Here is a 25,022-nt window from a genome sequence, read left to right on the forward strand (position 1 = left end):
AAAGCTGCTCTGAGAGATAAGCGTCAATTGGTGTCGCATATAATTAATTCTGATTTTGATGCTAAAGTGGATGAGAATGACTTGTATTCTAGTTAATCCCCTTACTCACGAGGAACAGGGCTGGTAGCGTAAAGTGATGTTAGCATGCAACGTTTTTATAGCGTGTCGGCTCAAATACTTAAACATCGTAATGATTACTACAAAATATTAGAGCGTACTCAAAAAGGGAATGCAGATGTTACTGAATGGTTGATTTGGTTTTTACAAGCTTTAGAGTAAACACTATTATGCGCACAGAAAACCACGGATAAAATCATCAGTAAAGCCAGCTTTTGGCAGACCCACCGTCAGCAACTATTGAATCCAAGGCAAGTAAATATGGTCAATGTACTGTTGATTAGTGTTTAAGGCAAACTCATGATCAAAAAAAAAGGGGGGGGATAATGACGAAGTGTTCGGCGAATACTGAATTGAAAGCTATTAAGGATTTGGTAGAAAAAAGCATATTAGAGAAGTCTACTGCTTAAGGGCGCAGTACGAGTTATGAGCTAGTCTTATAAAGCTTACTCTCTATCGTAAAAAAACAGTATGACCAAAGAAAAATCAATATACTCGAGAATTCTAAGTTAGTCAGATATCCCTGACCACAGGGGGCCCTCAGTGCCTGCTACTAAAAAGGTTGGCTGCTTATTTTTAAGTTTTGTTAAAAGCTCTATTTCTGTTAGACGTTCATAGATCTTGATTAGATTACCATCAGGATTTTAATGCACAAATCACTTATCACACTGATGTCATCGAATAAGGTCAATAAACTGGCTCATGCCATCTAAGATCCTTAGCGCATATTCGCGTAAATTAATAAATAGATTTCTATTGAACTTTTTTTAATGTTTTTTAGTATCACCAACAATCTTGTCCATCAAGGCAAACAACAGGCCTGAAAGTACAAACGTCATATGAATAATCACTTTCCACATCAACCTATCAGCATCACTCTCACTCATCTCTTTGGGTATATCCATAAATGATTTAAGAAGATCGATAGCAGAAATGGCAACAATAGCACCGATGACTTTAAGTTTTAGGCCAGAGAAATTAATTTTTCCCATCCATTCAGGACGATCCTCATGATCCCCTGTATCAATTTTTGAGACAAAGATTTCATAACCACTGAATATAATGATGAGTAACAAACTTGCGACCAATGACATGTCGATAAGAGCTAACGCACCAACGATCACATCGGCTTCAGACGCACTGAGCACATGGGTGATCATATGCCACATTTCTTGGAAAAATTTGATAAATAATAAAATAATACCGAGTACTAATCCCAAATAAAATGGGGCTAGTAGCCAACGGCTATTAAATATGATTTTCTCTAATCTTTGCTCAGTTTTCTTTAGCATAGGGATCTCTTAAGGTTTTCGATGGTATTAATTACAAGGCTTAATATGATGACAATCACATTATTGGTAATCGCAAATGCATTAATCATGCTTTCAAGGCTGAATGGGAGGTTAAGGACTTCAAAATATAGAAAATAATAATACCTTTCCTCATAATTGCGCTGGTTGCTTATGCTACTATAAAACTGAGCCTTCTATTGCTCAATTTTTTATGCCCATTTTTCTTAACGATTACTCTAACTTTTATAAGGAAAGACACTGATGTGGTTGGCAATACTTGCAGTAGTCGTAGGACTAGCAATTTTGGTATGGAGTGCTGATGTTTTTATTGATGGTGCCGTCGCTTTAGCTAATAAGTTGAATGTACCCAGTTTTTTGATTGGTGTCATCATTCTAGGTTTAGGTACTTCAGCACCAGAGATGATAGTGTCCATGTTAGCTGCTTTAGAAGGTAGCCCTGAGCTAGCATTGGGTAATGCTTATGGTTCTAACATTGTTAATATCGCCTTAGTATTAGGCGCAACGGTATTGATAAGTCCAATTATTATCCGAAAAAGTATTATCAATCGTGATATGCCCTTACTACTGTTGGTGACGGCAGTAGCTGCTTGGCAATTAAGCGATGGCGTCTTAAGTAATACCGACGGTATAGTATTAATAGTACTTCTAGTCGTTGTCTTAGGCATACAAATCATCTTGAGCCTGCGTGAAGGCAACCACGAACATGAAGGCGATACTGTAGAAGAAACTGCAAAAGCTGAACACAGTATGGCGCAAGGTTTAGGTAGGTTGTTTCTTGGTTTGCTCGTATTAATACTAAGCTCGCGCGCTATCGTTTGGGGCGCTATCGAACTTGCTACTTTCTGGGGCTTGAGTGAGCTTATCATTGGTCTCACTATCGTCGCTATCGGTACGTCACTGCCTGAATTAGTTGCGAGCTTGTCGGCCGCACGTAAAGGCGAGCATGATATGGCTTTGGGTAATATTATAGGCTCTAACGTTTTTAATACTTTAGGAGTCGTAGGTGTAGCAGCACTCATTGCGCCTATTACTCCGAGTAGCATTATTCTGTCGCGTGATATATTAGCGATGGGTCTCTTAACCTTACTACTGTTTGCGATGTGCCTATTTGCATTTAAAACCAAGCGTGCATTCGGTCGTACTTCTGGCACCACCTTAGTACTATTTTTCGTCGGCTATACTGTCTGGTTAATTCAGACGGTCAGTATGTAGCAAGTTACTAATAATCACATACGTTTGATTCGACAGTTTACAGTTTCTAATAATTCGTCATAGACTTTCATGTAATTACCTAGGCATCTTCAAATTGAACCGCCCCGACTTTATCGGAGGCTGATTTACTTTAGTCAGGCAGCAATGCCTGACAGGATTAAATTATCATAATACCGCTTTTCGGTGGTGGTTCAAAAAGTAGGCTAAATTAAACATACCCATGATTGATGTAAAAGAAAGCTAAATCAAAGGCTTTAAAGTGATTTTCCAGTTTTTTAGAAAAGTTACAACTTCGCCTAAATGCTCGCCTTACTCGATGTCTGATAGTGCAATTATTACCTTCAATGCCGACCGTGAAAAACTTGCCAATGACTTGGGTAAAGCCCTTAAAACCAGTAACAAAGCTATCCCAGGTATCACTAGCGATTCTAGCACAACTTACGCCTAGGGCTTTCAGCTTAGCTTTAAGCTTTTTGACAGTGTTAAGGTCTCGTTTTCCCCACACATAGGCAACAATTTCACCTGTGTCACGGTGATAGGCATAAATTAGCCATTGTTTGTTGGTTTTTTTACCTACGAATGTCCAAAGCTCATCAATTTCAAGACAGTCGTATTGCCTTTGCTTGGGGGTTATTGGGTAGTGACACTTTTTTAGGGTGGCTAGTACTTTGCCTTTGCTGATTCTCTCAACGCAAGCGATGTCTTTTATGCCACTGCCTCGAACCATAAGATATCGTATTTTGCTATCTTTTTGGGAGTGACATCCTTGGTACGTTAAGGCATGGTCTCCAATAAACTGCCGTTTGCAGTCTTTGCATTTATAGTTTTGTTTACCATAGCTTTTGAAGCCATTTTTCTTTATATTGTCACTTAGACAGGCTGGGCATTTGATGTATAGTGTGATGTGCATTTCACTATTTTATCAATTTCTCAGCCTGTTTTTTTCCCAGCCTACTTTTTGAACCACCACCCGGATTCAGATACCTTTATGAATAAAACAACTTTTAAAATATCGAAAATGGACTGCCCTTCGGAAGAGAACCTAATCCGAATGAAGCTAGATGGCAATTCGGATATTGAATATCTTGAATTCGACATTCCTAATCGTCAATTAACCGTATTTCATCATGGTAATGTTGAAAATATACAGCATGCTATTCATGACCTAAATTTAGGCGACACCCTACTTTCAACCGAAACTATTGACCCCTCTAATTCAAATGATAATATCGAAGTCAAAACTAACGCTAATCATGAAAAAGACGCGGAGCAACGTAAGCTACTGTGGATAGTGCTGGTTATTAACTTTGCCTTCTTTATTATCGAAATGAGCACTGGGCTGATTTCTCGTTCAATGGGATTGGTTGCCGACAGCTTAGACATGTTAGCAGATAGCTTCGTGTACGGAATCAGCTTGTTTGCTGTTGGTGGAACGGTTGTAAAGAAAAAACGTATTGCTAGAATTGCTGGATATTTTCAAATCACGCTAGCGATTCTCGGCTTTTTAGAAGTAATAAGACGTTTCTTTGGCAATGAGCAGTTACCTGACTTTTCTACCATGATTGTTATATCGATTCTTGCTCTGATTGCAAACTCAATCTGCCTTTATATATTGCAAAAATCGAAGAGTAAAGAAGAGGCTCATATGAAAGCCAGTATGATTTTCACTTCAAACGATGTGATTATCAATTTAGGGGTGATTGTTGCAGGTGTTCTGGTGAATTGGTTAAACTCGAGTACCCCTGATTTAATTATTGGGAGCATCGTATTTGCTTTAGTTATTCAAGGCGCCTTTAGAATACTAAAGTTAAGTAAATAGCTGAGCCTAGTAGCTCAAGCAAATAGCCCAAGTAAGTAGCTTAATCAAACCGCTAAGTGTAAAGTAGCTAGGTTTGAAGGAAACAAACATCATAAGGATATGAGACCTCGAGCAGGTGGTGGTTCAAAAAGTAGGCTGGGAAAAAAACAGGCTGAGAAATTGATAAAATAGTGAAATGCACATCACACTATAGGCTAATGATAGGGCAAAAGCGCGGCGACCAGTCCCATAATTCAAAAGCCTGTTATAGATAGTTCCATATTAACAGTCTATTTTGAGTAGTCTGTTAATAGGTTTAAAGGGTGAAATAGCTGGTTCCTTTGGGGTATACCCTTATTTACTGACCAGTTTTATGAGGCCCCTATAATGCTGCCACCCCAAACAACCGACCAATCAATGATGTTGCGACCATAGCGAGCACACCCCATATCACAACTCTAGACGTAGCAGGAATAACAGGGGCACCGCCCAAGCGCGCTGATATTATGCCAAGTAGCGCTAAGCCTACTATCGTTAAAGTCGCGAGTGACCAAACCAGTGTTTGTGCTGGCAAAAGTAAAATACCAATAATCGGTAATATGGCGCCCGCAATGAATGACAATCCAGAAGCAACTGACGCATGAATCGGCTTAGCTTGACTCAGATCTGTCAAACCAATCTCATCTCGGGCATGCGCCTCTAGTGCATCATGCTCAGTCAAAGCTATGGCAACTTGATGCGCTAAGACATGATCCAGTCCACGTTTCTCATAAATTTTGGTGAGCTCAAATAGCTCGCGCTCAGCATTATGAGTCAGTTCATGCAACTCTTTATCCAGATCCGCTTTTTCGGTATCAGCTTGAGACGATACTGAAATATACTCACCAGCTGCCATCGATAGAGCACCTGCGGTTAACGCGGCCATCCCTGTCAATAGCAGTGTTTGACTATTTGCACTTGCTGCAGCGACACCGACTAATAGACTCGCGGTTGAAATCAGTCCATCATTGGCACCAAGTACTGCTGCCCTAAGCCAATGATTGCGATTGCTTAGATGAGCTTCGTCGTGAATAGAATGATGCATAGCATAGATACCCTCAAACGATTTAGACATAAATTAGAATATGTCAGTGTAGCCTATAATGACACACCAATTTCCACATAGTTACCTTGCTTGCTTTAAAGCGATTATTCGATAGGTTATTAGTAAAAAGACTATTGTTTGACTGCCGGCATAAAATAATAACAAAGGCAGCGCGCGACTGTCTGAGCCCACCATAAACACATGAATACTGATGAACATATACGCCATAAAGGTCAAAAAGTGTAGCCAGCGCCATGCTGATTGACCAATATACTGCTTAATATAAAAACTAAACGCACAGATAAATAAGAACCAAAACCCCAACTGCCCCAAGGCCACGCCCACACGCTCAGTCTGAAAACCAAAAGGCATTAGCACCTGCCATAAGTTCAGATTTAAGAAATTATCTGCTAATAAGATACCAGCATGAAACGCGGCAAAGCCTACGGCAATCAGGCTTAGATACTGATGTAAGACAAATACCCGCGCTGCATTAAAGCGCTTGCCTAAACGAGTGCTTAACAACAAGCCAAAAATGACTGCCAACCAAAATAACGTATAAGCGATAACACCGCTTGCCCGTGATAAATACCAAAAGTGTTTATCTGTGCTGGTCAGTAGCTGAGATACCGTCTCTCCCCAAGTTAACGACGCATAACCACCAACTCCGATAGCAATGCTTAACGTTAAGCCAACCCATAGAGCCTGAGTGAGAACATTAGTATTGGAAGCAGTATGACTGCTGGTAGGATGGTCTGTATGCATGACTATGCTCCTATGAATGGCTTTACTTAATGTATTGATATCTAGCGCATGTCGCGTGATAAATTAACTAGCAAGCAGGTTTGGACGCATGGCAGAAGTCACCATCACTTTGTTATCCCTATCTATTAACAACGCCGCAATATGGTGTTTGTTGAGCCACGCCACGGCTGCTTTAACACCAAGAAGCACGCAGTATTTGGCGTATACCTCCGCCGTCATCGCATCTTTCGCCAGTACCGTTGCAGTTAGGACGTCACTTGTTACTGGACGCAAGTCATGCGGATGGATCAAATGATGTTGCCAGCGGCCGTCGTGCAACCAGCGACGATAATCTTGCCCAGATGTGGCGACAGCCCCAGAGCTGAGCTTGAGGATCGCCACATCTTCATCATTGTGAACGTGCTCACTATTGGCAAAATACGGCTTGGCAACAGCCACTCCCCAAGACACCGGTTTATCTGTTGGGTTTTTTGGAACACCAATCGCGATATCCCCACCCATATCGACTAAGCAGGGAATATGCCAGTCATGAACTCGGCTAATATTTTCCGCCAACTGCATGGCGCACCACCCTTTGACATATCCATTCAAATCCAGTGCCATGCCAGCTGGCAGATATACTTGATGTTGTCTGTCAGCTAACTGGCGAAGCTGAATACCTTCTATCTGCTGATTGGCATGGTTAGCACTTGTCGTGTCTTGCACGTTTGTAGGGGTGCTTACGCTAGTAACAGGTAATGATGGCACAGACATTTTGGGCAAGGTCTCAAATGAATGCTTATAGCCTGCGTCCCATAGAGGGTGCAATAACGTTGGTGTTACTAAGCCTTGAGTCTTTGAGACAAAGTGAATGGCACGCTGCAACACCTCAAATAATTCTGAACTCACCTCAGACCATTGGTCGCCACGGTTATTCAGTCTCATAAGCTCACTGCTGTCATCAAAACGACTGAAGATATGTTCCCAGTCAGCTAAGCGCTGCTGAATATCGTTTGTCAAAAAAGCGACTTGTTGGTCTATTCTCATTTGTGAAGGTTGCGCGCTCAGTCTTGTGGTATTTAAGCTAATTTGAATGTGACAACCCATGGCAAACAGTTTAATCGTTGCCAGTTGCGGTGTTGTTTGATTGGACATATTTGTGTGCATTCAAAGCCCTCCCTTGACTAAACATTCAAACTAAATAATCTGTGGTTTTTCTTATTTATTGAGAAGATCGCGTACGAGCGACAACCCTTATTACCTCAACAGGTGCGACTGCATTGACCTGTCGCAATTGATTGATATCAGCGATGGGCGTTGGCGTGACTGCCCTTTCATCAGACTCAGCAACAGCAGTGCTTATAATGGCAGTGCTCACAGGGGCAGTTTTTTGTTCTTGATTGAGTAGTACCAGCCATCCTGCCATAGTACCTGCAATCGAGACCATCATAATGCTGCTTTTAAGAGCGGCAAAAGGATCTGCTTTTTTAGCCGTTTTTTTGACGGCTGGTGTCGAATGTGATTTGGTATTAGTCATCGTATTCCTCCTCATCATGTTGCTGATAGCTCATGGCGATTAGGCGATCATTCTCTTTATAGTATTTTTTATCGTGTGCTTTGCGATGTTTATCCTCTTTACGTTTATCATCATCGTGGTGCTTATCTTCATAATCGTCATCGTCAAATCTCTCAGCACGATAGTCATTGGTCGCAACCGGATTCAGTACAGTGCCGACACTGGCATCAATATAAGTAGCGCCGCTGTCTAATAGCACCTCATAAGCGACGGTGCCGTTATAATTGACGAGCTCGGGTGAAGCCTGCAATACTGAATTGGGCGCGTCTTGCTGCGCAAGCGCAGTTGCTTGCGTGGCTGTGAGTGCCGCCAGAGGTGATGGATTGGCAAATGGGGATTGCGTGAGAGGGTTTGCCACGGCTTTAAAGGACGATAAATCAGAGGATATAGAGGTAATGTCAGTATTTTGACTCATGGCATTCGCAGCTGATAGTGCGTCATCAGCGCTGGGCGACTGGACAGATAAGGCGATAACGCCACCAAAAAACACTAATGAGGTTGCACCAACAGTCAATAATAAGGGTTTTAATAGAGGTAGGCTCATAAGATTGTACTCCGTCTATATTATTAGGGAATACAACTAGCATACGGGGTAAATATTAACTCAACCTTAAGCCCACGCCGATTAATTTTTATCGTTTTATCAGATGCTTGATATCGCTTTTTTATGTCTTATCGTGACGATAAAGCCAGTTTCTGGTTGAGAGCGGTTAGCAAACTCTAACGTCAGACCGTGCAGCTCTGCTATTCGATTGGCAATGGATAGCCCAAGACCGCTACCTAATTGGCTTTGACCTGCTGGGCGATAAAAGCGCTCGCTTAAGCGCGTCAGTTGTTCTGGCTCGACGCCACTGCCATTATCGACCACTCTAATAGCATTGGTGTCGAGCTGAAGTTCAATCAAAGCGCCCTCGGGACAATAGCGAATGGCATTGTCCAACAGGTTACGGATGAGCAGTTTGAATAAAATTGGATTGATAAGGATGGGTAGAATATCAGCAGGATTGTCACAGTTCACAGTGCGTTTTAATTGCATGTGCTTTTCACGAGCCAGCCGATTGACATCACTGAGTACAATATCCGTTAGCATCAACCAATCCGGACTTTCTAATTGCTCAGGAGGTAATTGTTGTTGCGGTTCTATTTTGGCTAAAATCAGCAGTTGATCGACCAAATGAGTGGCCCGCTCAATGCCATTGCTAATGTTTTGGGCATGATAGAATAGCTGATTATCGTCTTCTACGCCAGATAACTGCAATATCTGCTGCTGTAACAAATCAGCTTGTAGCTTTAACGCCGCAAGCGGGCTTCTAAGCTCATGTGAGGCATCGGCGGTAAAGCGCTGCTCACGTGCTAGGGTATCCGCGACTTTTACAAACAAGACATTTAAGGCGCTCACTAACGGTTGGATCTCTTTGGGCACGTCCGCTGTGATGGGGCTATCATCTTGCGGTTGACGCTGTTCAAGCGCACTACTAATCTGAGTTAACGGCATAAACCCCCGCCGGATCAGCCACACCACCAAACCCATAAATGCAAATAGCCCAATCAACATCGGCAGCACTTGCACGGACATGGCATCAGTAATCATCTCTCGGCGAGATTTGAGGTTCTGTCCGACGGCAATGACCCGACCTTCATAGTCATGATCATCATGGACGTAAAATAAACGCCAGCGCTTACTAAAAGGGTTGAGGCGCTGATAGGCAGAATCATGCTCTTCTAAAAACCCATGCTGGTCTGGCAAAAAAGCAAATGATTGACCATTTTCATCAGCCATTAATAGACGGCCTTTTTTATCCCAAATGGCAAAGCCCATATAGTCATCCTCAGCCTCACCAAGATCACCTGATAGCTGCTTACTTTTTAACGCATAGATTTTGGGCGTGTGCTTTTTGTTATCATCCCTTTGCCTATGATGGTCTTTATCGTCCTCTTCTTTGGGGGCGACCCCTATTAAATAACGGGCAACTTGAGTGATTTGGGTGTCATTCATCTCATTGATTTCGTGCCAAAGCTTCCACGCAATAAAGCTTGAGGTAAGCACCCACAGCAAAGGTAAACCAATCAGTAGCGATGTTAATAGCCGTTGCTGAATACTTTTCATAGGCTCACCAAGTAGCAGACAAAGTGGAGGCACCAAAAACAGACCGTTGAATGCCTAACGGTGGTTAATGGTGGTTATGGACTGGATTGAGATAGTAGCCAATACCGCGTTTGGTCAAGATAAAATCATTGCCCAGTTTTTTACGTAAATGATGAATGTGTACTTCAATGGCATTGCTTTCGATATCTTGTTGCCACCCATATAGCTTGTCTTCTAAGCTTGCGCGGCTGTGGATTTGCTTAGGGTGGGTCAGCATTTGCTCTAAGATTGCCACTTCTTTGATGGTTAATTCTACCATTTTGCCTTGATAAGAGACTTGCTGATTCTGAGGCTGATAGGCCACTTCGCCATAACGGACTTCAGGTTGACACCGACCTTGGCTGCGTCTCATCAATGCTTGTAGACGGGCAATCACCTCATCTAATGCAAATGGCTTCACCAAATAATCATCAGCGCCGGCATTGAGTCCTGCCACACGATTGGCAATCGCATCGCGAGCGGTGATAATCAATACTGGCGTATCTATGTGTTTTTCCCGCCAGTTTTTTAGGACGGTCATGCCATCACCTTTTGGCAAGGTCAAATCCAGCAGTACCGCATCAAACATGCCATCTTGCAGCGCCATCTCACCTTGCTTGGCATCACCAAACCAATCCACCATCATGCCATGACTTTTTAAGCCAAGGACAATTCCATCAGCGATGGTGCTGTCGTCTTCTATCAATAATATGCGTGCCATAAGTGCTCCATCGCTTGACTTATTTCATAGTAGTCGGCTTGTCTGTCACCGTTTTTTTGCCCGTTATCATTGATTTAATGAGGTTTTGGCGTTGCCAGTAACTCATGGCAATCGCTGCGATGATATGTAGAGGAACCAGTAGATATAAGCTGTTTGCTAATAACTCATGAATCTCTTCAAGCACCTCTTTATCACCAAACAGCCCTGCTTCCATCAGATAACCGGTTAGTCCTAACCCTATAGTCACAGCCCATAACGATAACATCATCAGTGCGGCCAAGGGGTTATGACCAAGATTCTGCTCATCAACGCGTCGAACGCTTAAATCTGATACATGCCGTTTGAGTCGTTTTGGTGTGGGGAAAAAGCCAGTAAAGCGTGCATAGCGCGTGCCAACCAGACCCCAAAGTAAACGTATGACCACCAGTCCCAAAACGGTATAGCCGACATACTCATGCCACTCACCACCATCTTCGGTAAAAAACAGATTAGCAATAATACCAGCTGCGACTGTCCAATGAGTCACTCTTACTAATAGGTCCCAAACTTTTACTTGCCTCGCTTTAGGCATGTTCGGTACATGTGCAGAAGAGTTGTCCCAATTAATGATGTCTTTTTGGCTCATGGTTGTCACTCCTTAATCATTTGTTTGTTTATTGACAACACCCGCTGCTAAACACTGAAAATCAGCAAGATATCGTAAGCAGACGAGATATCACATCATCTGCCTTATCGCTATTACAACAAACAAATCTTAAGGTGAGCTTAGGACGTTAAAACAGGTAAATCATTGTGCAGCGAACCGGTAGCCTACGTCGTGCCATATACACCACTTAAGAATTATTTAAGAATCAGGCTGTATTATTAGCCATACTTCTCAATAAATACCTACTTGTTAAATCAAGCTTTCTTAACGGCAATAAAATAATTTTTCGGGAGATTCTTATGGCTTTAAAGTCATGGCAAGTGATCGGTAGTGTCGTACTGATCACTTCAATCACTGTACTCATGCAAATTTCCTCTGAAACGTGGATCACATCAGCAACAGTCAGTTTGATAATGGGTGCTTCGGCTTTAGCGTGCATGGCAAGCTCATGCATACTCGCTAGCCGTTGGCACGGTATTGAAAGGCTCTTTGGCGGTCTGGACAGGGTTTATGAAGCGCATAAGTGGATTGCTATATGGGCACTTATTTTCGCTGTCTATCATTTTGTCTTCAAAGCCAAGCTAGACGCTTGGGATCTTGCGCCCATTTTGGAGTTGTCCAAATATTGGACGCGTTTGATGCGTCAACTCAGCCTTGTCGCGTTAGGTCTGATTATACTACTGGCGCTGAATCGCAAAATCCCGTATGGCAACTGGCGTTGGTTGCATAAGTTCTCAGGCCCACTTTTTTTAATCGTTATACTACATTGGCTGAGCTTTGAGTCTCCCATCACACTGACTAGTCCAGCAGGTATTTGGTTAGCACTACTTTGTTCTGTAGGCGTGATTGCAGCATTGTACAAGATGATATTGTACCCATTCATTGCCAAAGCCGGAGAGTATAAGTTAGTCGCTATATCCCAGGGCAAAGCGGCGGTACACTTGGAGTTTGAGCCAGTCCGTAAAGGGTTTCAATTTAAGGCTGGTCAATTTGCCTTTATCTCTCTTAAAGAACCAGGTTTGCACGAGCCGCATCCTTTTACCATAGCTAACGCACCTTCTGATACTGGACACATCCATTTTGTGATTCGAGCATTGGGTGATTATACAAAAAAGCTAAATGAACAAGCCAAAGTGGGTATGTTGGCTGATATTTATGCGCCTCATGGTAATTTTAAACGTATATCAAATGCAGAGCGTGAAATCTGGATTGGTGCCGGAGTAGGAATCTCTCCCTTTATTTCTTGGCAAGAGGATAAAACTATCGGTCATTTTGAACGTGCCACTCTGATATATTGCTTCGATCCTGCGCGTGTTTTTCCAAGTGTTGAGCGTATGCAGGAGATGACAGAACAGTCTGGAGTAGATTTCGTAGCCAACCCAAGTGGCAGTAATGCCATGGCTGAAACCATTCGGCAAGTCGCCAGTGAAGTTAATCCAAAGCAGATTCAGATTAGTTTTTGCGGTCCAAAAGGGCTTTTAGGAAAAGTACAAGAGTTAATGAAAGAAAATGGTATTCCTGCCAAAAATATTCATTATGAGTTTTTTGATTTTCGCTAGAACACGTACAATTTGCCGTGCTTAACACAAACCCAATAAGACAAATGGCACGCTGGCTCAAGTCATAAAGTCATCGGTGCTAGTGCTAAGTAGGCGAACGACAATGGTATACAGATTAATTTAAGTCATCGAACGTTGATCAGGAGCCTGGTGGTTTAAAGGCCGTCTTATACTTAATGGTCTACAGTGACTTAACATGAAATGGATATACCGCCATTTCATGTTAAAAAGGACACTACTGTGTACACGGAGCTACTATAAATAACTAGGAGTGATGATAACAATAGCGTACAACCGAATATTCAAGTCCTCACTAGGGAACCGAACCAGTTAGAGCGCCTGATTGGTTCACAATAGGCATACCCTTATTGAGCTGTTTCCTACTAAAGTTTATTTACCTGCCCTAAGAACAATATAGCATCGGTTTTATTGTCTTTAATCATAAACATAAAGGGATGGTCGGCTGTAATTTCGGCTTTATGAGTCGCCATAACAAGTTGTACACCAATCCCCGTTGCTGCTGCGGCAACCGTGCCTTTTTCGTCAACTTCAACCACCGCTTTATGGATAACAGAATCTACTTTTAACGGTAGCTTGTCATTGAACAAGCTGTAGTTAGCACGACTATCAAAAGCGATGGGCATTCCCATATTGGCCGAGCCTTTCCTAAAAAGTGTGTAACTGCTTATAATCCACTAACAGGAGAATAAGCAATGACTAACCAATCTGACATCAAGAAACTGGCTGAGCAAATGGCTAGCAGCATTAACAGCTTCGATGATATCAAAGACTTTCAGAAGCAACTCATGCAATCCTTATAGATCAAATTATAAATTATGCAAAATTTCTTGAACCAACATGTATTTTATATAGTATATATTATATATATAAAAAATTTTTCTCCTACCAAACCTTACTCTATATACCTTATACATTATTTATATACTATCTACTAGATATAACGCATAGGTGACTTAGAAAATCACGGTCAATGCGAATTAAGCCACGATAACCTTCATCACCGCATAGGTGACTTAGAAACACCAAATTAATGATGGGCTAAACATAGCTAGCTTCATCACCGCATAGGTGACTTAGAAAATCGTGCTAACAATGCCTTGCGCTTGCTTATCCTTCATCACCGCATAGGTGACTTAGAAAAACCGAATCAAACGGATTAAAACCAGCTAATGCTTCATCACCGCATAGGTGACTTAGAAAATAAAGTATTAACGAATGGCTATGCCCATCACCTTCATCACCGCATAGGTGACTTAGAAATCGTGTAAATCGAGTGGGATAAAATCAAGCATCTTCATCACCGCATAGGTGACTTAGAAAATCAAGAAATATCCAATTTAACACCTGAACAGCTTCATCACCGCATAGGTGACTTAGAAATAGAGTGAAGTTTACACCCGCTGGCGTGGCTACTTCATCACCGCATAGGTGACTTAGAAGTCTCGCAAAAAGACTGATTAAACGCTAAGCTTTTGACATAGAAAAAAATAACAAACAATAAAAAACCAGACAGCCTAGGCCATCTGGTTATCAAGTATTATCAAATACCTACCTACTAACCGTAAGCTGTCCCCCAGAAAAACTGATGCATCCATCACAAAACCAAGATTTATGTTGTCTTGCATGGGGGATATCTGCTGGCACATCGAGTTGATAAGGACGACCGCAATACTCGCAATGTATATCACCCAAATAAACCTGGCATTTTGCAAGCGTAGCAAACAACTCATCAGACCTTATATTGTAATCGTAGCAAAGTATCTTTAGATGAGCGATATAGTCATTGGGTGATACGTATGACCAATACTGATAGCACAAACGCTTTGCTACATCATCTAGGCTTGAGTCGAACACAAAGTTAACACTCATGATATTCTCCTCGTTAGTAGCCATAACCAGACGGCGGTAGTAGCTCGTAAATCTCGCTTTGTAGTTGAACATACATATCATCAACCAAATATCCAAGACTCGCATCCAAGCGCTTCTGTACCCATATACGTATTGCCATATGGTTATCAAAGCAAGGCTTGATTTCTAAAAAGCGTGCTAGATTATAACCAGGTTGAATACACAAATCATAAATCAACATATTAGCGATAGTATGGGCATCCTCACTGACATAGCCATTAGGCTTAAACTCGGCAAATAGCTTATCGTAATCAATAATTTTCATTTTTACGTCTCCTTGTCAGTAGATAATTGAGCCATCTGGCTTCGATTTACGAGCGCCTCAAAAGCGCTACCATCCTGCCGTGTCATATTTGGTACATAGCGACTATAAGTGTTAAATAACATCTTAGTCGTTGAGTGCCCCATTTGACTGGCTATCCACTCAGGACTCTCACCTGCCGCCAACCACAAAGTCGCTGCCGTATGGCGTGTTTGATAGGCGTTACGCTTCTTCAACCGTAAAACTTTAAGTGTGGGATGCCAAATACGCTTATTCACATTGTTATAATCCAATGGCTCACCCGTATGTGAGCAAAACACATAATCCGAACGCCTATATGAGATTTCTTTTTGCTCTTTCAGCGCATCATAGACCCATGGAGACATCTGAATAGCACGATAAGACTCCTGTGTTTTAGGAGGAACAATCTTGCCTTTGACTAACGCCTGCTTAATGACAATTTCACGACGATTAAAATCAACGTTATCCCATGTCAGCCCATCAATCTCACTAGTACGCATACCTGTAAAAAATCGCACCAGATAATAATGGCGATAATCCTCCCTCACGCCATTAATAAACGTCCAAACCTCCTCCAGTGTGAGAGGCTGAATATCAGTTTTAGGCTGTTTGAGTGCCTTGATATCATAATAAGGGTTATCAAACTTATAGCGTTTAGCGGCTTCTTTTAGTATCATACCTAAAGGTACCATTATAGAATTGATGCGTGCCGCTGACAGATGTTTGTTAGCTTTTCCGTACGTTACTTTGCCGAGCGATGAACGGAAGGCTAATACATCTGTCTTTTTTATGAGATGAATGGGTTTAGTACCAAACTCAGGAAGCAAATACATATCAATAATCTCCTGTATTTTGCGCTTGTAAGTATCGCGCCACTCAATTTCTTTTTCAGAAAACCACAGTGTTGCGAACTGCTTGAAGGAAGGAACGTTGGTATTAATACATTCCTTACGATCGTTCAAAGCCACCATTTCTGCAGCCTTATCACTTTTCGGAAAGTATTTAGCATAATTAAAAATACCTAACCTAATTTCGGCTTCCATATTCAAAATAATACTTTCAAGCTTTTTACGATTTGCCGGAGTATCTATCAGGTTTGTCGTCTCCCGACAGCGTTTGCCCATATAATAAAAATCGACTATAAGCCTCTTATTTCTGCTTCTAATGCTAGCCATCATATTTCTCCTTATTGCAATGCCATGGCGTTGATGCTACCGGTGATACCAGTACGCATGTCTTTTTCAATTTCTTCCCAAACGTATAAAATCTTGCGACCACCAAAAGGACGTATGTAATGAATGCCTTCAATAAGTACGCTATCCTTAAGCTCATTACGGATCGTGCGCGGATTGTATTTGATACGCTCAGAAAGCTCTTGGGTTGTCAGGTAAGTATGTGACATAATAGATTCCTTGTAAGTTAATTAAGCTACTTTACGAGTCTATCGAACATTAATGTACTTCTATAAAACAACAAAGTACTTCGATACGCTTAATATACCGTTATTTGTTATTCGATACAAGTACTTTTTATGAAATAAAGGTTTTTATTATGATTGTGTCTAATTTGCCAGTTTTATTAGCAGAGCGCAGAATGAAGGTTGCTGATTTGATAAGGATGACAGGCATTAGTAAATCTACAATGCACAAAATCTATAATGAACAGACTTCGCGAATAGATTTTGAAACCATGGATAAGATTTGTGAAGCACTAGATGTGGGTGTGGGTGAATTATTTACTTATATCCCTAACGAGGCATCAGAAGAAGTTAAATAGGTGGTAAAGAAAAGTTTGGAGTAGAGGTCAAATATCGGAGAAGACAAGATAGTGATATTTTAGGTTGGTCACGTTTTACTCACCATTTGGTCACCGAGCTTTTTTAAGAAAAAAGAATACTGATAAAAATAGAGCAGCTACAACACGAATCAAATAGAAGTTTTGCGCTACGACCCTTATAAAACGGGCATAAAAAAAGCCCCAATCATAAAGATTGGGGCTTTCGAATCTGGTAGGCGTAACTAGATTCGAACTAGCGACCTCTACCATGTCAAGGTAGCGCTCTAACCAACTGAGCTATACGCCTATTTAGGTTGAGCATTTTAGCAAGTTTTCGAGACTTTGCAAGTGTTTTCTATCTAAACTAGAAGTTATTATTCAAATAGATGTGATTTAACAGCTTGAACAACCTGATTATATAGTGAAAACCGTAATAAGCAATTATGATGGACAACCTTAACCAAGCTAAATACTTACAACAACCTACATACGTTTTCCTTAAGTTGTTTGAGTGCGCGCTGATATTTAGCATTACTCGCATCGAGCGTACTCAGTCGCCCATAGCGTAGTTGTCGGTAGTCTTGTTTAATGTTATCGATATGCTGTCGAGTGAATGTTAGGTTGTCTGCCATTAATATGTTATCAGGCGCTGCTAGACTATCCGCTAGCCGATCAAGCCACGCTAATTGTCCTTCACTCTCATCACGAGCGAGTAACTTATCGTTTTTACTAATTCGTTTAGACAATTTAGCCAACGGTAAATCTGCCGGATGCCAACGCTTACGTCGACGTTGCCATATTATAAGCACCAACACTGATATGACCACGATGGCACTGGCCGTTAACCAAACTATTTGTTGCATAAACGAGCTGATATTGAACCACTTTAGTAGCGAGCCTGCTTGCTTATCTTGATCGTAGCCAACAACATCTTTTTGCCAATAATAGCTGGCTTGGTCAGACAAACGTCTGAGTGTTTGCAGCATCTGATACTGCTGGTAGCTAATCTGCGCGCCAGCACCATCGCCAAACAATGCCGCTCCTTGCGTTTGAGTTAATGCGTCCATCCCTTGTTCAACACGCTCTGGCGCGACGAATGCAGTCGGGTCAACGCGTACCCACCCCTGACCGTCAAGCCATACTTCAGTCCATGCGTGAGCATCCATCTGCCGTACTTCCCACACGTTGCCACCGCGACTCAGCTCACCGCCTTGATAGCCAGCCACGACTCGCGCTGGAACGCCAGCCGCACGCATCATAAAAGTAAAACTTGAAGAATAATGCTCACAGAACCCTGCTTTGGTATCAAATAAAAACTCATCGATACGGTTATCATTTAGCCGTGGCGGCGATAACGTATAACGAAATTCCGTTTGATTAATCCAGCGCTCAAGCGCTTGCATATAGCGCACAGGATCAGAGCCTGATTGCGCAAATAGCTGCTGAGCAAGTGCACGCGCTTGCGGATTGCCATCGTTAGGTAGAGCCAAGTTAATACGACGAGAGGACTTATCAAGCACAGGGTCAATACGCATTGGTGCAAAACGTAGGACGTTATAACGTAGCTGCTGGGTAACAGGTAAGTCTTTTAATAAGGTAAATTCTGAGGTAATGCTGACGTCTGTACGCTGGGTAAATGGGTAATCGAGACCAAATAACCAGTTTTGTTGAGTTGGCTCCAAGATAACTTCATAGTTATTGGGTGCAAGCTGTACTTCATCAGGAACGGTGGCAAGTGCTTGTTCAATCCATACAGGAATTTGCTTTGTAGGCTGCCACTGCTGCTGCGTGCTACGATTAGGTCGCCATGTCACACCATCAAAGTCACTAAATACCAAACCACGCCAGTACAGCTCATGTTGTGGTGGAGTTTCATCCGCAAACTCAACTCTAAAAGCAAGCGCGGTTGATTGACTTAGATTAGCGAAGTCACCAGGTGACATACTATCAGAGACGCCAGTTGTCGCCTGCTGCCCTGATAGTTGCACTGACCATAATGGCGGTAGCCGTGGAAAGAATAAAAACAGCACCACTAATAACGGTAGTGCCCCTACTCCTAATATGCCAAGTGTACGCAGGCGTCCATCACCGCGTATATTGCCATCATCATTAAGCGCAATGAATGCTAGCAAGATGACAATCGTACCTATGATGACCTCTAAAGTAGTGACTAATCCTTGATTCATCAAAAATAGCGCAGCAAGCACAAACAGTGATAAATTTAACACTACATAAGCATCACGGCGCTTATACAACTCCCAAAGCTTACTAATCAAGCACAGTACTAAAAATGCCACACCCATATCCAGACCAAAGCTTGTGTTATAAGTCAGCCACAAGCCTACCAGTCCTAATAAAAACCCAAGCATTTGCATGCTTTGATACATGCGCTTGAGATGGCGCAGTTGCTTAAACCTCTGTTTAAACTTAGCTTTGATATAAGGCAGTTGGGCAATGATAGTGATTAAAGCAAAGACCATTAACCATAGTGGCAGATGAGCAGCATGGGGAAGGATTACGATAACCTGAGTCAGCAATACCCAATAATAAGCCGGTAGCGCTAGCAATTTTCTATACCATTTTCTGTTTGGGTTATAGCTGTTATTAGCAGTATTTCCCAATGCTAGATTTTCAAAACTTGCAGGCGAGGTTACCGCTGCAAAAGCAGATGAGTTCGGCAAAGATATGTTAGAAGAAGGGTTGCGCGCGCGCTTAGAATCAATCATGACGACTGTGCCAACCGAAGCAAACACACTTGCGCAAATGCCTCGCCATGTCCAATCGCTGACTCTGTATGGCTCTCGTTAGGCAATTGCATGGTAAAGGGCACTCCAAGGCTGCCAAGCGTAATTGCGCCATGAGCCAGTTGCGCAAGCTTTTGTTCATGATGGGCAGCTGGCATATCGGCATAATCTAAAACCTGCTCTACTCCGACTGGATCAGCGAAATGCTTAGTAAGCATCCCCTGACCACGTGCCACATGCGCCCACGAGACTCTTGCTAGTGATTCGCCTTCGATGTAACTATCAAGACGCTCAAAATCATCTTGGCCTTGGATATGTTGACTATACTGTCCACCCGTCGGCAAGTCATCTAAGCTTGCAGTCACATACTGCGTCTGCCAGTCAAAAGCCGATGGCTTTGGATAGACCCAAGCAGTGCGCGCAAAATAAACGTATGACCATGCGCGCATAATACCAAGCGGATAAACCGTACTGACTGTTAATCTAGGAAGCTCAAGCTGACCGCGTTTATAGGTAATAATAGGCAGACGAATAATTTGCTCACCTTGTACGCGCGGTAGCAGTACCTGCAACTTGGGATCGTTATTAAGTAATTTACGGCTACGCTTGCTGTTGCGCTTATGGTCATGTTCGTTATTTTCTTGCTTATCCAACTGATGTTGCTCAAACCTAAACATCAATTGTCGTCTTGGTTGGCGACTCTCACTACGCACTTGCAGGGTCACCCAAACTGGCGCCCCTACTTCTGCCATAGTTACTTCCAGCAATTGAACTTGCAGGCCAGATATGTGCAAAAAGGTCATATGAAAGCTAATCAGCCATATACTAATAAGGTAAAAACAAAGCCCCAAAACCAAGTTATTGCCATAGTTGATACCAGCAATAAAGGTAATCATCAATAGTACAGCGAAAAGTAGCCCTTCACGTCGGAAGAAAATATAGACATTACGCAAGTTGAGAGTAGCACTATCACTCTTGGGAGCACGCTTAGCAAACCAGCGTGCCATTGCTCGTTTGATTGGCTGGGTCAGGGTACGTGGTGATAAGGTGCGCGGTAATACAGTCATAGCTGCCTTGTCATTATGGTTAGCACTTAAATAACTTTGCTTTCGTCCAAATTATTATTTAAACAATTACCGTTACTTCATTGATAATCCGCTGAGCAATGGTCTGTGGTGCTTGCCCACCAACGACATGCGATGGCACAAAGCGCTGACCTAACCTGTGGTCTGTAACAGCAGTAAATACTGCTTGAATATCCTCTGGTGATACCTCTTGATGACCTGACACATACGCATGAGCCTGTGCTGCTCGCTGCAGCGACAATACACCTCGCGGTGATAGCCCATGATACTCTTGGCTAATTCGGGTCTTTGCGACCAGACGCTGTAGATAATCCAGTACCACATCCGCGACATATACTTGTTGAACGCCTTGGCGTGCAAGCAGCACAGCATCCGTAGCAAGCATCGCATCTAAACTTGCGAGTAGCTCTCGACGATCTTGACCTCGGAGCAATGCGCGCTCTGCTGTTGGCGAAGGATAACCAAGCGACAAGCACATCAAGAACCGATCCAATTGTGACTCAGGCAGCGGATACGCACCCGCTTGCTGCATTGGGTTTTGGGTAGCAATGACGAAGAATGGCTTGGGTAAGCGATAGGTCTGGCCATCTTGGGTTACTTGATGCTCTTCCATCGCTTCAAGCAAAGCACTTTGAGTTTTTGGGCTGGAGCGGTTAATTTCATCGGCAAGTAGTAGCTGAGTAAAGATAGGCCCTTTACGGAACTCAAAACTCTGCGTAGTTTGGTTATAGATACTCATACCTAAAATATCTGCTGGCAGCATATCATTGGTAAATTGCACACGATTAAATGACAAACCCAGTAGCTGCGCTAAACCTTGTGCTAACGTTGTCTTACCCATTCCCGGTAAATCTTGCAGTAGCAAATGCCCACCTGCCAGCACACAGCTAAGTGCAAGCTTAACCACTTGCGGCTTATCGAGCACCACTTGATTAAGCTGTACAAGCAATTGCGCCACTTGGCGTTGATTGGCTAAATAATTGGCAGTAGTATTGCTTGAATGCTCTAAACCAAAGTCTGACTCTAACTGAGATACCGTGTTTTTATGAGATGATAAATCGTAAGCATGGTTTTGGTGCATAATAAACTACCAACTTGATTAGAGCATGCTTGAATATTTACAGATAGACTCTGTCAGAGTTATGGTCAATATCAAATACACCCTATTATAATAAGGTTAAAAAGAGCAATCAAAAAGCGTTCTAATGGAAATACGTAAGATTAATTATAATAAAAATAAGGCAGAGTTATTAAAGGTTTGATATCAGTAGCTTGCGGCTGGCTTGTTTTCTGCACCTGCTGGTATCTCGACTGCCTCATTGTTCATCTGCGTGTGCTTAGCCTTTACCACTTGATTCCCATCGCTATCAACAATCGGAGCAGTCATACGCAGAGTAGACAGATAAGCGATAATATCAGCACGCTCATCGGCATCTGGCATCGGGTCTGACAACATCTTTGAATCTGGCATCGCTTTTTGAGCATCTGCAATATAAGGATCTAATGTTTCGGCATCCCATACCCAGCCTGAGCTTGTTAGTGCTGTACCATAGTCATAGTCTTCTAACTCGGCAGCAGGCGCACCGTATATATTCATCAGTTGCGGGCCTTTTTTATTACTTCCCGGGTTTAACTGATGGCACTGGCCGCAAGCCTCTTCATAGATGATAGCGCCATTATCAGCATCCCCTACGCTATACACTGGTAAGGTAACAGGGTCACGATAATCAGGTGGCGTACGCTCACAAGCAGTGAGCGAAAACGTTGCAATTAATATACCACCGAGTGCAATATTGACGTTAATAGGCATATTTATATATTCTTCAGATTTATTGATTGAGGGGGCTTTATAAGCGTGTGAGGATAATAGCAGACGTATAGCGATAATGCAGAAATGTTGGTACGTTCTGAGATGCTGAGCGTACGCTGTTAAATTACATCGAAACTTAATAGCTAATTTTTATGATCTAGAGGGTTTCTGCTCTTTAGACAGTTTCTCTTTAAATACCATTTTTCTTAAACAACGATCTTCTTAAACAACGTTCATCGTTTTATTTGGCATCTCTAAATAATAGCCTTGCAAGTAACGCGCACCGACACTCCATGACACTGACATCGTAGCGGCCTCTTCAATATAAGGCATCAACACATCAATATTAAGCTCATTAGTGCGAACAATCAGAGATTTAATGGCATCCAAATTATCAGGTTTACTGATCTCATTGACATATTCACGAGCCAAGCGTGTCATATCAGGCTGCACGAATTCAGCAATTTCAATTGATTTTGCCGAGGTGCCAAAGTTATGAATACCTACTTGACAACTAATATCGCTCAGAGCTGCAAACTGAGATTTGGCAATCGTAAGGTGATTGGCCACATCTTGCTCATTAAACTGCAGTGTCAAGGCTCCTGATACGCCGCCCACTGCTTTAATTAGCTGACTGGCCACACTAGGCAGTTTTTTATCTATCAATGAGGCACTGGTCAACTGGACTAAGATGCGCGCTTCGGGGTGAGTCTTGCGCACCTCATTCAACTGTTTACAAGCATTGATCAATATCCAGCGGTCTATTTTTTCGCGCAGATGGTGTGTTTTTGCAACTGTCATAAATTTGTCAGGTGTCAACACAGTATTATCAGCGTCGGCTAATGGCAGGCGCAGATAAACTTCAAAAAAGTCACTGCGATCTTGATTGATATCATAAATTGGCTGGAAGAAAAGCTCAAAGCGGTTGTGAGTGATGGCACTTACTAAGTACTCGGCTAAAGCACTATCATCGCTGTTCGCATGCTCACTTGGATCATACAGATGATAAGCATTACCGTGGTTTGCAGTCTCAATTCTAATATGATTAATCGCATCAATAGCACGCTCGAGCAATATTTGCGGCTCGGCAGCGTTAGCGTCCATTTTGACAATACCAATACTGACTGTTGTATTAGTCGTGCGTTCATCAACTTCAATGAGCATATCACTGATATGCTGACGAACACTCTCAGCGAGCTCGATAAGTGCCTGAGACGATAAACCTTCAACTAGAACGGTAAATGCCGTATCACTAAAGCGGCTAATATGACCATCTGCTACTGTCTGCTCCAGCATACGAGCCACTTGCTGAACAGTGGCATCTACTCCTTGCAAACCTAAGCTACTACTGATTTTGCCGATATTATCTAGCTGTATATATAATAAGCCTGCCCTCACCTTACCTTCTAGCACTGATTGGTGTAAAGCCTCAAAACGCTCTTCAAAGCCGCGACGGTTATTAAGTCCTGTTAGGCTATCTTGGCGTTCAGCTACTGCTAAACGTTTAGCAATCTCAGCACTGTTATTGTTATTTTGCTGAATGATAATTTGGGTAACTGGCTCACCATCCAAGGTAGCTGCTGCTAACTGTAGCTTGGCCTCAAAAGTGCTACCGTCCATACGCTTACTTTCAAAATTGAATTCAACTTGCTCGCGATTACCTTTATCGAACTGACGTAAAAACTCTTTAAAGCCTTTAACATTGTCTTTTCCTGCGATAAAATCAATGACTGGCAAACCGATAATATCATCCATCGATTCAAAATTGAATAATTGTAGATAAGGGTCATTGGCAAAGATATGGATCCCTTGATCAATGTAGGCAACGGCACTTTTAGAGTTCTTAATCAAAATATTGGCACGCTGCTCAGCTTCAGAGAGTACATAGCGCAAGGTATTCAGCTGTCGCAGACTACGTAAGTTAGCATGTTGCAGGCAGATGGCCATTACCACTTGCACTTCTTTTTCTGCTAACAGTGCCTTTACCATCACCCCATCAATGACTGCTGGCAAACCATCATCGTTGCGGCCAGTGCCTGCCATCTCATCACTCATAAGCCCAATTATAGGCAAATCAAGGTTTTGTTCCTGCACAATACCGACCACATCAGTGAAGCTCAAATCATAGGCACGCCCAAACACTAAAACATCCCACTGGTGGCGCAGTGACTTTAGCAGCTCTTCTTTATCGTCTAGGAATCCTAGATTAACCTCATCATAATAAGCAGATAATAAACTGACTAAACGCTCAGCGTACAGCTGATCTTCGTCTATAACCAACAGATTTAAGATAGATTTGGTTCTCATAATAGGCCTTTTTATTCTTATAATCGTGATTATAGTATACTATATTACAATAACACTTAAGCAATACTTAACTAATGAATAGTGCCACTTACTTAACTACTATTAACCACAATTTATAAACTATGATTTAAAATAACCGACTCTCCAGTTACTTACAATCAAAAATTAATCGCAATCAAATTTGCGTAAAAAT

At 42.3% G+C, this 25,022-nt stretch carries 25 protein-coding genes, 1 tRNA gene and 1 CRISPR repeat array; of the genes, 4 read left to right on the forward strand and 22 right to left on the reverse strand.

Annotation, left to right across the window (positions count from 1 at the left end; translation table 11 throughout):
* Nucleotides 1-884: 884 nt before the first annotated feature.
* Both AK825_RS11065 and AK825_RS14915 read right to left on the reverse strand, forming a co-directional pair.
* Entirely contained in the window at nt 885-1,409 is a 525-nt protein-coding gene (locus tag AK825_RS11065; RefSeq protein ID WP_068037376.1) for a TIGR00645 family protein, read from the reverse strand.
* Complete coding sequence (locus AK825_RS14915; RefSeq protein WP_227514060.1) at nt 1,403-1,498, reverse strand: hypothetical protein; 96 nt, start codon at nt 1,496-1,498, stop codon at nt 1,403-1,405. The genes AK825_RS11065 and AK825_RS14915 overlap by 7 nt, the downstream gene beginning before the upstream one ends.
* Before the next feature lie 172 nt (nt 1,499-1,670).
* Between AK825_RS14915 and AK825_RS11070 the strand changes: the two genes are divergently transcribed.
* The gene (locus tag AK825_RS11070) at nt 1,671-2,642 is read left to right on the forward strand and encodes a calcium/sodium antiporter (RefSeq protein ID WP_068037378.1); all 972 of its coding nucleotides are present in this window, start codon (nt 1,671-1,673) and stop codon (nt 2,640-2,642) included.
* A gap of 208 nt (nt 2,643-2,850) precedes the next feature.
* Here AK825_RS11070 and AK825_RS11075 read toward each other — a convergent pair whose 3' ends face one another.
* A complete protein-coding gene (locus tag AK825_RS11075) occupies nt 2,851-3,552 on the reverse strand; it encodes an IS1-like element ISPssp2 family transposase (RefSeq protein ID WP_011959554.1) in 702 nt (233 codons plus the stop codon).
* A gap of 78 nt (nt 3,553-3,630) precedes the next feature.
* On the opposite strand from AK825_RS11075, the gene AK825_RS11080 reads away from it, so the two are divergent.
* Nucleotides 3,631-4,461: a cation transporter gene (locus AK825_RS11080; protein ID WP_011959978.1), complete on the forward strand. Its 831-nt coding sequence runs from the start codon at nt 3,631-3,633 to the stop codon at nt 4,459-4,461.
* Between the two features lie 361 nt (nt 4,462-4,822).
* Here the strand turns inward: AK825_RS11080 and AK825_RS11085 are convergent, their stop codons facing one another.
* The 8 genes from AK825_RS11085 to AK825_RS11120 all read right to left on the reverse strand — a co-directional run bounded on the left by AK825_RS11085 (nt 4,823) and on the right by AK825_RS11120 (nt 11,315).
* Nucleotides 4,823-5,524: a VIT family protein gene (locus AK825_RS11085; protein WP_011959977.1), complete on the reverse strand. Its 702-nt coding sequence runs from the start codon at nt 5,522-5,524 to the stop codon at nt 4,823-4,825.
* Between the two features lie 81 nt (nt 5,525-5,605).
* Nucleotides 5,606-6,289: a hypothetical protein gene (locus AK825_RS11090; RefSeq protein ID WP_011959976.1), complete on the reverse strand. Its 684-nt coding sequence runs from the start codon at nt 6,287-6,289 to the stop codon at nt 5,606-5,608.
* Nucleotides 6,290-6,352: 63 nt separating this feature from the next.
* Nucleotides 6,353-7,435 carry an FAD:protein FMN transferase gene (locus AK825_RS11095; RefSeq protein WP_011959975.1) on the reverse strand — a complete coding sequence of 361 codons (1,083 nt, stop codon included), beginning with the start codon at nt 7,433-7,435 and terminating at the stop codon, nt 6,353-6,355.
* A 55-nt stretch (nt 7,436-7,490) separates the two neighbouring features.
* Complete coding sequence (locus AK825_RS11100; RefSeq protein WP_020444569.1) at nt 7,491-7,805, reverse strand: hypothetical protein; 315 nt, start codon at nt 7,803-7,805, stop codon at nt 7,491-7,493.
* Nucleotides 7,798-8,388, reverse strand: a complete 591-nt coding sequence (locus AK825_RS11105; RefSeq protein ID WP_011959973.1) for a PepSY domain-containing protein — start codon at nt 8,386-8,388, stop codon at nt 7,798-7,800. Before AK825_RS11105 ends, AK825_RS11100 begins: the two co-directional genes overlap by 8 nt.
* Before the next feature lie 99 nt (nt 8,389-8,487).
* Nucleotides 8,488-9,951, reverse strand: coding sequence for an ATP-binding protein (locus tag AK825_RS11110; protein ID WP_011959972.1), 1,464 nt, complete (start codon nt 9,949-9,951; stop codon nt 8,488-8,490).
* A gap of 64 nt (nt 9,952-10,015) precedes the next feature.
* Nucleotides 10,016-10,690 carry a response regulator gene (locus tag AK825_RS11115; RefSeq protein ID WP_020444568.1) on the reverse strand — a complete coding sequence of 225 codons (675 nt, stop codon included), beginning with the start codon at nt 10,688-10,690 and terminating at the stop codon, nt 10,016-10,018.
* 19 nt (nt 10,691-10,709) lie between these two features.
* Nucleotides 10,710-11,315 (reverse strand): cytochrome b/b6 domain-containing protein, encoded by a 606-nt coding sequence (locus AK825_RS11120; RefSeq protein ID WP_082787241.1) that lies wholly within the window; start codon nt 11,313-11,315, stop codon nt 10,710-10,712.
* Nucleotides 11,316-11,635: 320 nt separating this feature from the next.
* On the opposite strand from AK825_RS11120, the gene AK825_RS11125 reads away from it, so the two are divergent.
* Nucleotides 11,636-12,895 (forward strand): ferredoxin reductase family protein, encoded by a 1,260-nt coding sequence (locus tag AK825_RS11125; RefSeq protein WP_020444588.1) that lies wholly within the window; start codon nt 11,636-11,638, stop codon nt 12,893-12,895.
* 383 nt (nt 12,896-13,278) lie between these two features.
* Here the strand turns inward: AK825_RS11125 and AK825_RS11130 are convergent, their stop codons facing one another.
* The 5 genes from AK825_RS11130 to AK825_RS11150 form a co-directional block, all read right to left on the reverse strand.
* Nucleotides 13,279-13,545, reverse strand: a complete 267-nt coding sequence (locus AK825_RS11130) for a serpin family protein (RefSeq protein ID WP_011959968.1) — start codon at nt 13,543-13,545, stop codon at nt 13,279-13,281.
* A 303-nt stretch (nt 13,546-13,848) separates the two neighbouring features.
* A CRISPR array of direct repeats spans nt 13,849-14,356; the repeat unit is 28 nt; unit sequence CTTCATCACCGCATAGGTGACTTAGAAA.
* A 108-nt stretch (nt 14,357-14,464) separates the two neighbouring features.
* On the reverse strand, nt 14,465-14,785 hold the full coding sequence (locus AK825_RS11135; protein ID WP_068037380.1) for a hypothetical protein: 321 nt from the start codon (nt 14,783-14,785) through the stop codon (nt 14,465-14,467).
* A 13-nt stretch (nt 14,786-14,798) separates the two neighbouring features.
* Complete coding sequence (locus AK825_RS11140) at nt 14,799-15,089, reverse strand: hypothetical protein (protein ID WP_011959966.1); 291 nt, start codon at nt 15,087-15,089, stop codon at nt 14,799-14,801.
* 2 nt (nt 15,090-15,091) lie between these two features.
* A complete protein-coding gene (locus AK825_RS11145) occupies nt 15,092-16,282 on the reverse strand; it encodes a DUF3596 domain-containing protein (protein WP_041773283.1) in 1,191 nt (396 codons plus the stop codon).
* Nucleotides 16,283-16,293: 11 nt separating this feature from the next.
* Nucleotides 16,294-16,509 carry a hypothetical protein gene (locus AK825_RS11150; protein ID WP_011959964.1) on the reverse strand — a complete coding sequence of 72 codons (216 nt, stop codon included), beginning with the start codon at nt 16,507-16,509 and terminating at the stop codon, nt 16,294-16,296.
* Nucleotides 16,510-16,658: 149 nt separating this feature from the next.
* On the opposite strand from AK825_RS11150, the gene AK825_RS11155 reads away from it, so the two are divergent.
* Nucleotides 16,659-16,883, forward strand: a complete 225-nt coding sequence (locus tag AK825_RS11155) for a helix-turn-helix transcriptional regulator (protein ID WP_068037382.1) — start codon at nt 16,659-16,661, stop codon at nt 16,881-16,883.
* A gap of 230 nt (nt 16,884-17,113) precedes the next feature.
* On the opposite strand, the gene AK825_RS11160 is transcribed toward AK825_RS11155, so the two are convergent.
* The 6 genes from AK825_RS11160 to AK825_RS11185 all read right to left on the reverse strand — a co-directional run bounded on the left by AK825_RS11160 (nt 17,114) and on the right by AK825_RS11185 (nt 24,829).
* A tRNA-Val gene (locus AK825_RS11160) sits at nt 17,114-17,190 on the reverse strand.
* A 166-nt stretch (nt 17,191-17,356) separates the two neighbouring features.
* A complete protein-coding gene (locus AK825_RS11165; RefSeq protein WP_068037383.1) occupies nt 17,357-19,609 on the reverse strand; it encodes a DUF3488 and transglutaminase-like domain-containing protein in 2,253 nt (750 codons plus the stop codon).
* Nucleotides 19,606-20,694 (reverse strand): hypothetical protein, encoded by a 1,089-nt coding sequence (locus AK825_RS11170; protein WP_227514061.1) that lies wholly within the window; start codon nt 20,692-20,694, stop codon nt 19,606-19,608. The genes AK825_RS11165 and AK825_RS11170 overlap by 4 nt, the downstream gene beginning before the upstream one ends.
* 58 nt (nt 20,695-20,752) lie before the next feature.
* Entirely contained in the window at nt 20,753-21,793 is a 1,041-nt protein-coding gene (locus AK825_RS11175) for an AAA family ATPase (RefSeq protein WP_068037385.1), read from the reverse strand.
* Between the two features lie 183 nt (nt 21,794-21,976).
* Complete coding sequence (locus tag AK825_RS11180; protein ID WP_082787242.1) at nt 21,977-22,522, reverse strand: c-type cytochrome; 546 nt, start codon at nt 22,520-22,522, stop codon at nt 21,977-21,979.
* A gap of 222 nt (nt 22,523-22,744) precedes the next feature.
* Complete coding sequence (locus AK825_RS11185) at nt 22,745-24,829, reverse strand: EAL domain-containing protein (protein WP_068037386.1); 2,085 nt, start codon at nt 24,827-24,829, stop codon at nt 22,745-22,747.
* Nucleotides 24,830-25,022 lie beyond the last annotated feature (193 nt).

Origin of the sequence: Psychrobacter sp. P11G5, from assembly GCF_001593305.1 — a bacterium.
Classification (GTDB): domain Bacteria; phylum Pseudomonadota; class Gammaproteobacteria; order Pseudomonadales; family Moraxellaceae; genus Psychrobacter.